This window comes from Pseudonocardia sp. Ae505_Ps2, from assembly GCF_001932425.1.
Classification (GTDB): domain Bacteria; phylum Actinomycetota; class Actinomycetes; order Mycobacteriales; family Pseudonocardiaceae; genus Pseudonocardia.
This window is the reverse complement of sequence record NZ_MCIP01000001.1, coordinates 3,734,096-3,742,433: the sequence shown is the minus strand read 5'-3', so window position 1 is coordinate 3,742,433 and position 8,338 is coordinate 3,734,096. Positions and strand designations below refer to the sequence as shown.

At 74.6% G+C, this 8,338-nt stretch carries 4 protein-coding genes and 1 pseudogene; 3 read left to right on the top strand and 2 right to left on the bottom strand.

Annotated features, from left to right (window positions below; all coding sequences use genetic code 11):
• Positions 1–372, bottom strand: a pseudogene (locus Ae505Ps2_RS33510) (IS5/IS1182 family transposase); the annotation flags it as partial.
• Between the two features lie 168 nt (positions 373–540).
• On the opposite strand from Ae505Ps2_RS33510, the gene Ae505Ps2_RS17905 reads away from it, so the two are divergent.
• The gene (locus Ae505Ps2_RS17905) at positions 541–4,632 is read left to right on the top strand and encodes a Pls/PosA family non-ribosomal peptide synthetase (RefSeq protein WP_075553798.1); all 4,092 of its coding nucleotides are present in this window, start codon (positions 541–543) and stop codon (positions 4,630–4,632) included.
• 10 nt (positions 4,633–4,642) lie between these two features.
• Here the strand turns inward: Ae505Ps2_RS17905 and Ae505Ps2_RS17900 are convergent, their stop codons facing one another.
• On the bottom strand, positions 4,643–5,413 hold the full coding sequence (locus Ae505Ps2_RS17900; RefSeq protein WP_158071475.1) for an IclR family transcriptional regulator: 771 nt from the start codon (positions 5,411–5,413) through the stop codon (positions 4,643–4,645).
• A 139-nt stretch (positions 5,414–5,552) separates the two neighbouring features.
• On the opposite strand from Ae505Ps2_RS17900, the gene Ae505Ps2_RS17895 reads away from it, so the two are divergent.
• Positions 5,553–6,902, top strand: a complete 1,350-nt coding sequence (locus tag Ae505Ps2_RS17895) for an NAD(P)-binding domain-containing protein (protein ID WP_075305601.1) — start codon at positions 5,553–5,555, stop codon at positions 6,900–6,902.
• Positions 6,899–8,320 (top strand): TRAP transporter large permease subunit, encoded by a 1,422-nt coding sequence (locus Ae505Ps2_RS17890; protein ID WP_043280466.1) that lies wholly within the window; start codon positions 6,899–6,901, stop codon positions 8,318–8,320. Before Ae505Ps2_RS17895 ends, Ae505Ps2_RS17890 begins: the two co-directional genes overlap by 4 nt.
• Positions 8,321–8,338: the final 18 nt, after the last annotated feature.

The following is an 8,338-nucleotide window of genomic DNA, read 5'->3' as shown; positions in this document are numbered from 1 at the left end:
GGGGGTGAGGCCGAGCGCGCGGCACCGGTCGGTGGCGATCAGGGTGCCGTCGAGATTCACGTGGGTGTGCCCGGCTGTGCGGGCGGCGAGCAGGGCTCCGTGCAGGCCGGGTGCGGCCGCGGCGAGGACGTCGATGCCTTCGTGCAGGTAACGGTAGGCCGTTGCAGTGCTGATCGCGTTGTCACCGGCCGAACATCGGACCCGGGTAGCATCACAGAACCAGCGGATCACCAGCACTGCCTGGGCGAACGGGGTCAACGCCCGCCGCCGGGTGCCACGTCGACGGCGTTGAAGGACCAGGAGCCGCGCCAGATAGGCCACGGTGCGCTCCCCGATCGGGAGGACAGCGGTGTAGGTGACAGGATCAGACATGCAGGACCTCGGTGACGGTGTCGATCTGTGCTGGACCGAACCGATCTACCGGGGTCCTGCCCCGTTCCCGCTCATCTCACCACCCTCGGCGTGTCGCCACGACCTGCCACCCCGCTACTGAGAACACCTCAGTCTCCGGCCGTTCGACGACGTTTCTGGAGGGCTTCGGTGTCGCAGTTCGGTCCCGGCACGATTCCCCTGCGGCCGGGCTCCCCGCCGCGGGACCCGTTCGGCGGGGTCACCGTCCGCCTGCCCGCGGCGCCGGGACGGCACGCGACCCACGGGAGCGTCCTGACCGGCGCACCCCCCGCGCCGCCCCGCACGCTGTGGGACGTCTTCACCCGCACCGTCGCCGACCACCCGCACGCCCCGGCCCTGGACACCGGCGGAGTCCGGCTCGACTACGCAGGGCTGCGGGCGGCCGTCGAGCGGACCGCCGCCCGGCTCGCCGCCTGCGGGGTCGGCCGCGGCGACCGGGTCGGGATCCGGGTGCCGTCGGGCACCCCGCACCTGTACGTGGCGATCCTCGCGGTCCTGCGCCGCGGCGCCGCCTACGTCCCGGTCGACGCCGACGACCCGCACGAGCGCGCACGCACCGTGTTCACCGAGGCCGCGGTGTGTGCCGTGGTCGAGGCCGGCGGGCGGATCGTGCCCGGGCCGGTGCACCCGCGCCGCGTCCCCTCGCGCGGCCCGGACGTCCGCGACGACGCCTGGGTCATCTTCACCTCCGGCTCCACCGGCACGCCCAAGGGCGTCGCGGTCACCCACCGCAGCGCCGCCGCGTTCGTCGACGCCGAGGCCCGCCTGTTCGCCCGGGACCGTCCGCTCGGCCCCGGCGACCGGGTCCTCGCCGGGCTGTCGGTCGCCTTCGACGCCTCCTGCGAGGAGATGTGGCTGGCCTGGCGGCACGGTGCCTGTCTGCTCCCGGTGCCGCGCGCGCTCGTACGCTCCGGCGCCGAGTTCGGGGACCGGCTCGTCGAGCTGGGGATCACCGTCGTCTCGACCGTGCCGACGCTGGCGGCGCTGTGGACCGCCGAGCAGCTCCGCGCGGTCCGGCTGCTGATCCTGGGTGGCGAGGCGTGCTCCGAGCCGCTGGCACACCGGCTGGCCCGGGCCTGCCCGGAGGTCTGGAACACCTACGGCCCCACCGAGGCCACCGTCGTCTCCTGCGCCGCCCGGCTGACCGAGGACGGCCCCGTCCGCATCGGGCTGCCGCTCGCGGGGTGGCGGCTCGCGGTCCTCGACCCGGCGACGGGCGCGCCGGTCGGGTCCGGTGAGGTCGGTGAGCTGGTGATCGCCGGTGTCGGCACCGCCCGCTACCTGGACCGCGACAAGGACCGCGACCGCTTCTCCCCGGTCCCCGCGCTCGGCCCGCAGCGGGCCTACCGCAGCGGCGACCTCGTGCGGGCCGACCCGGAGGGACTGAGCTTCGTCGGCCGGGCCGACGGTCAGGTCAAGATCCGCGGGTTCCGCGTCGAGCTCTCCGAGATCGAGTCGGTGCTCGCCGACCTGCCCGGCATCGCCGCCGCCGCGGTGACCGTGCACGAGGTGCGGCCCTCGGTGCCGGAGCTGGTCGCCTACTACTGCACCGGTCCCGGCCTGCGCATCGACGACCACGAGGTCGCCGCCGGGCTGCGGGCGCGACTGCCCGCGCACATGGTCCCCGCCTGCTACGAGCACCTGCCCGCCCTGCCGACCACGACCAGCGGCAAGGTCGACCGGGCGGCGCTGCCCGCGCCGAGCGGGCGGGGCACGGCGTCGTCGGCACCGGTCGTCGCACCGGCGACGGCGACCGAGGCCGAGCTCGCGGCGCTGCTCGGGGAGTCCCTGGGGCTCGCCGAGGTGTCCGTGCAGAGCCACCTGGTCGACGACCTACGTGCGGACTCCCTCGCGCTCGCCCAGTTCGCGGCGCTCGTCCGCCACCGGCGCGGGCCGTCCTGCCCGGTCGGGATGCGGGTGCTCTACCAGCACCCCACGGTGCGCTCGCTCGCCGCGCTGCTCGACCGGACCGGGCCCGGCACCGTCGGCACGACACCGGCCGTCGCCCCCGCCGCTCCCCCGCCGGTGGGCCGGGCGCGGCACCTCCTGTGCGGGACGGTGCAGGTGCTCGTGCTGCTGCTCGGTCTGGCCGCCGGCGCCGTGGTCGCCTGGGCCGACATCGAGTGGATGGACCTCGCGACCGGCCTGCTCGACCTGTTCGAGCGGTCCGGCGCCGCGCTCGTCGCGACGTTCCTGCTGCTCACGCTCGTGCCGGTGCTGGCGAAGTGGCTGCTCGTCGGGCGCTGGCGGGCCGGGGAGATCCCACTGTGGAGCGCGGCGCACCTGCGGTTCTGGGTCGTCGCCACGCTGGTGCGGACCAGCCCGATGGTGCTGTTCGCCGGCTCACCGCTCTACCTGCTGCACCTGCGCGCGCTCGGGGCCCGGGTGGGGCGCGGGGCGGTCGTGTTCTCCCGCACCGTCCCAGTCTGCACCGACCTGATCTCCATCGGCGACGGCGCGGTCGTCCGGTCGCGCAGCTCGTTCACCGGCTACCGGGTGGAGCGCGGCCGGATCGTCACCGGGCCGGTCACGATCGGCCGCGGCGCGGTCGTGTCCGACGCGACCGTCCTCGACATCGACAGCGTCGTCGGCGACGACGCCCAGCTGGGGCACGCGTCGTCGCTGCCGCGGGGCGCCCGGATCCCCGACGGCACCCGTGCGCACGGCTCACCGGCCGTCCCGACGACGTCGGACTTCCGCGGCCCGGATCCGGCCCGCTGCTCGACCGCCCGCCGGGCGGTGTTCGCGACCGTCCAGCTGCTCACCCTGTTCCTGGCCGGGCCCGCGACGGTGACCCTCGCCGTCGCCGTGCTGGACGACGGGCCGCGGGTCACCGCGCTGGTCGACGGGCGCGACCCCGGCGACCTGCTCGCTCTGGCGGTGAGCCCGCTCGGGCTCGGACTGTCGCTGGCCGCGGGTGCCGCCGCGCTGGTGGCCGGTCTACTGGTGGTCACCCTGGTGCCGCGGCTGCTCTGGCCGCTGCTGCGACCCGGCCGCGTGCACCGGCTCTACGGCGCCGCGTACTGGTGCCACCGCACGGTCGCGCGGCTGAGCAACGTGCCGCTGTTCGTCCAGCTGTTCGGGGACAGCTCCTTCGTCGTCGGCTACCTGCGGCGGATCGGCTACCGGATCGCCCGCGGCGGCCAGACCGGCTCGAACGTCGGTGCCGACATCGCCCACGAGGTGCCGAACCTGGTGACGATCGGGCCGAACACGATGCTCTCCGACGGGGTGTTCCTGCGGACCGCGGAGTTCACCAGCACCTCGTTCCGGACCGTGCCGGTCGGTCTCGGCGCGGACTGCTTCCTCGGCAACGTCCTGACCGTCCCGGCCGGCGACCGGATCGGCGACGGCTGCCTGGTCGGCACCAAGACCATGATCCCCACCGACGGGCCGCGCCGGCGCGACGTCGGCCTGCTCGGCTCGCCCGCGTTCGAGATCCCCCGGGCCCGCCCCGAGGACCCGCGGCTCGCCGTCACCGGGGAGCGGCTGCGCCGCAGGCTCGCCGCGAAGGACCGGCACAACCTGGCCACGATGGCGCTGTTCCTGCTGGTCACCTGGGTACGGCTGCACGTGCTGCTGACCGTCGGGCTGGTGGCGGCGGGTTTCCTGGCGACCGCGGGCCCGCTCGCGATCGCCGGCGGCGCCCTGGCCGGTGGGCTCGCCGACCTGGCCGTCGGCGTGCTCGTCGAACGGGCGGCGACCGGGTTCCGGCGGTTGCAGCCGCAGCACTGCTCGATCTACGACCGCTACTTCTGGTGGCACGAGCGGTTCTGGAAGCTGAGCATCCAGCCGTCGCTGCTCAACGGCACCCCGCTCAAGCCACTCGTCTGGCGGCTGCTCGGGGTCCGGGTGGGCCGTCGGGTGTTCGACGACGGCGCCGCGATCAGCGAGAAGACCCTGGTCGCGATCGGCGACGACACCGTGCTCGGTGCCGGGGTGATCCTGCAGGCGCACTCGATGGAGGACGGCGTCTTCAAGGCCGACCACATCCGGATCGGCGACGGCTGTGTGCTCGGTGCCGGGGTGTTCGTCCACTACGACACGGTCGTCGGCGACGGTGCGGTGCTGGCCCCGGACTCGTTCCTGATGAAGGGCGAGCGCGTCGGCGCGGGCGGCGTCTGGGGCGGGAACCCGGCGGCGTCGGTCACCACGGTCCCGGTCACCACGGTCCCGGGCGCCCCGGCGCGGGGCACGGCGGCGCCGGTCCCGGCGGGCTGACCACGGCCGCTCAGGGCTCGGGCAGCGACCGCCCGATCGCCAGGGCGGCCCGCCGGACCTCCGTGCCCAGCGCCGCGGTGCGGTCCTCCGGGATGTCGTCGATGTACCCGGCGACCTGCACCGCGGCGCGCACCTCCCCGCCCAGGGGCACCGCCGCCGCGACGCTGGCGACGCCGGGCTCCCGCTCGCCGCGCGCCACCGAGTAGCCACGCTCGCGGATGCCGTCGAGGTCGGCGGCCAGGGCAACCTCGTCGACCTGCTCCCCCGCCTCGGCCGCCCGGGCCAGCACCGCCGTCACGTCCTCGGGGCGGCGCTGGGCGAGAAGCACCTTCCCGGCACCGACGTGCAGCGGCAGCCGGGCCCCGATCGGGAGCTCGTAGCGCAGCCGGCGGATCCCGTGTGCCCGGGTGAGCACCACCCGGGTGTCCCGGTACTCGCGGAACAGCGACGCCGTCAGGCCTGTCTCGGCCGCCAGGTCGAGCAGCACCGGGCTCGCCGCGCGCAGCAACGGGTTCGTCGCCAGGTAGGCGTGCGCCCCGAAGGTCAGGGCGACGCCGGGCCGGTAGCCGGTGCTGTCGCGCTCGACCCGGTCGCGTGCCTCCAGCACGGTGAGGATCCGCTGGGCGGTCGCCACGGGCAGCCCGGCCCGCCGGGCGATCTCGGTGAGGCGCAGCGGCTGACGGGCGTCGTCGAGGACCTCCAACACGTCGATCGCGCGCTCCAGCGACCGCATGGTCGAGGTGGACCGCTCGCCCCGGGCCTGCTCACTGCTCTCCGCCACCACACCCGCGATTCTCACACAGTGGTAGGCCGCGCTCAGCGTCCGACACATCGCCCGTTGACAGATTACCGCTCCGTGCACACACTCTCCATAGTGCGAGAGTGCTTATCACTCTGCGGTAAACCTGCAAGGAGGCAGCGTGCGTACGACAGTGCTGGGACTCGGCGAGGCCGGGGCGCTCTACGCGGCGGGGCTCGTGGCCCGCGGCTGGGACGTGACCGGGTACGACCCCGCGAACACCGCGACCCCCGACGGCGCGCGGCGGGCCGACTCCCCCGCCGAGGCCGTGCGGGACGCCGAGCTCGTCCTGAGCCTGGTCGGCGGGAAGGTCGCCCGGTCCGCGGCCGAGTCGGTCGCCGCGCACCTGCCCCCCGGAGCGGTGTTCGTCGACATGAACTCGATGGCCCCCGACGCCAAGCGGGCGACGGCCGAGCTCGTCGGCCCGCACCGCTTCGCCGACGTGGCGGTCGTCGGCTCGGTGCCCGAGCACGGTGCCGCGACCGGTGTCGTGGTCAGCGGCGTGGCGTCGGCGCGGGCCGCGGAGGTCTTCCGTGCCCTGGGCGCGCCGGTCGAGGACATCGGCGGCGAGCCGGGAGCGGCCTCGGTGCGCAAGCTGCTGCGCAGCAGCTTCATGAAGGGCCTCGGCGCGCTGATCGTCGAGTCGGTGGCCGCCGGCGCGGCCGCGGACGCCGAGGACTGGGTGCGTGGCCAGATCGCGGACGCCCTCGCCGGCGGTCACGAGACCACCGAGCGCCTGCACGACGGCACCCTCAAGCACGCCGACCGCCGGGCCGCCGAGTCCGTGGCGTCGGCCGAGCTGCTGGACTCCCTCGGCGTGCGGCCGGTCATGATCTCGGCGGCGGCCGAGCTGCACCGCGACCGCGCCGACGCCGCCCTCGCCCCCGGCGACGACCTGCTGGCGGCCTACGCCGGACTGGCGGTGGCCAACATCGGCGACGCCCGCGAGCGTATGGGCATGATGGACGGCGGCATCCACGCGCTCTGGCGCGGTGTCCGCGCGGTGGGCCGCGCCCGCACCGTGTGGGTCCGCGCCGGGGACAACCTGGCCCTGCACCGGGCGCTCGACCGCTGCCGGGCCGGGGACGTCCTCGTCGTGAACGGGCACGGCGACACCACCCGCGCGCTGCTCGGCGAGCTCATGGCCGAGCGGGCGAAGAAGCGTGGCGTGGCCGGGATCGTCGTCGACGGCGCCCTGCGCGACGTCGTCGAGCTGGAGAAGATCGGCTTCTCCGCCTGGGCCCGTGCGGTCATCCCGGCCGGCCCCTACAAGAACGGCCCCGGCCAGGTCGACGTGCCGGTGGCCGTCGGCGGTGTCGTGGTGCACCCCGGTGACCTGATCGTCGGCGACGACGACGGCGTCATCGTCGTCCCGGCCGCCGAGGCCGCGGCGAGCCTGCTGGGCGGCCGCGCGGTCGAGGCCGACGAGGCCGGCCGCCGTGCCGCGATCCTCGCGGAGCCGGCCCGATGACAGCCGTGTGGGCGCTGGTCGCGTTCGTCGGCGTGATCATCGTCTGGAACGCGGTGTTCAAGCGCAACATCGGCGAGGCCATGATCCTCGGGTTCGTGGCCGTCTGTGCGTTCGTCCTGTTCGGCGGCACCGTCGACGGCGGATCGGCCTGGTCGGCCATCTCCGGATCGGTGCTGGACGCGCTGCAGGAGGAGGTCACCTTCGCCGGTCTGGCGTTCGTGTTCATGTCCTACCTGCTGACCCGCACCCCGGTCCTGGACAAGCTGATCGACCTGCTCAACTCGGTGCTCGGGCGGCTGCGCGGAGGGCCGGTCTACACCGCCACCGCGGCCGGCGGCATCTTCGGTGCCATCGCCCACGTCGGCGCCGCGGTCACCGCGGCGGTCGGCTCGGTCACGGTGCCGTGGATGAAGCGCTCGGGGGTGCGGCCCGAGCTGGCCGCGACCGTCGTCGCCGGTGGTGCCGGCATGGGCGTCACCTTCCCCTTCTCGGCCACCATGTTCATCCTGGTCGGCGGGCTGGCCGCGCAGGGCGTCATGCAGCCCGACGAGATCGTGAAGCCGCTCGCGATCGCCGGACTCTGGTGCCTGGGCTACCGGTTCGTCCTCTCGTGGTTCCTCGTGCGCCGCAACGGCATCCAGCCGATCGCCGCCGAGGACCGGATCCCGTTCGGGCGCAGCCTGCGCTCCGGGTGGACCTCGCTGCTGCTGTTCGGGCCGATCCTCGTGCCCTTGCTGCTCACCCGGGGTCCGGTCGCCGACGCGCTCGGCTCCTACTCCGGTGTCTCCGACGCGATGAAGAAGCCGGTCGAGCTGGCCGACGGCACCACCCTGGCCGCCCAGCCGTACACGATGCCCGACGTGATCAGCCTGATCACCTGGATCCCGGTGCTGATGATCGTGCTGGTCCTCGTGCTCGGCCGGAAGCACCTGCCCCGCACCACCTCGGGCTGGTGGACCGCGATCGGCAAGGCCGCGCCGTCCTTCGGCGTCATCGGCATCACCATCGTCGCGGCGTTCTCCGCGGCGAACCTGCTGGGCGAGCTCGGGCTCGCCGAGCAGCTCGAGTCGGTGCTCGCCGGGCTGGACGCACCCGGCTGGATCATGGCCATCGCGATCGGCGTCATCATTGTCGCCATCGCGATCCCGCTGACCGCGAGCGCCACCATGGCCGCGGTCGGGCCGGTCGCGGTGATCGCGCTCGCCGGGGCGGGCATCCCCGCCCCGGTCGCCGCCGCCGCGGTGCTCGTGTTCGCCTCCACCGAGGGTGCCTCACCGCCGTCCGGGGCACCGATCTACGTCGCCGCCGGCATCGCCCGCGTCGACCCGGTGAAGACGTTCGTCCCGCTGCTCACGTACTACTGCCTGCCGATCCTCGGGATCGGCGTCCTGATCGCGACCGGCCTGCTCCCGGTCTGACCCGCCCGTATCGGAGAC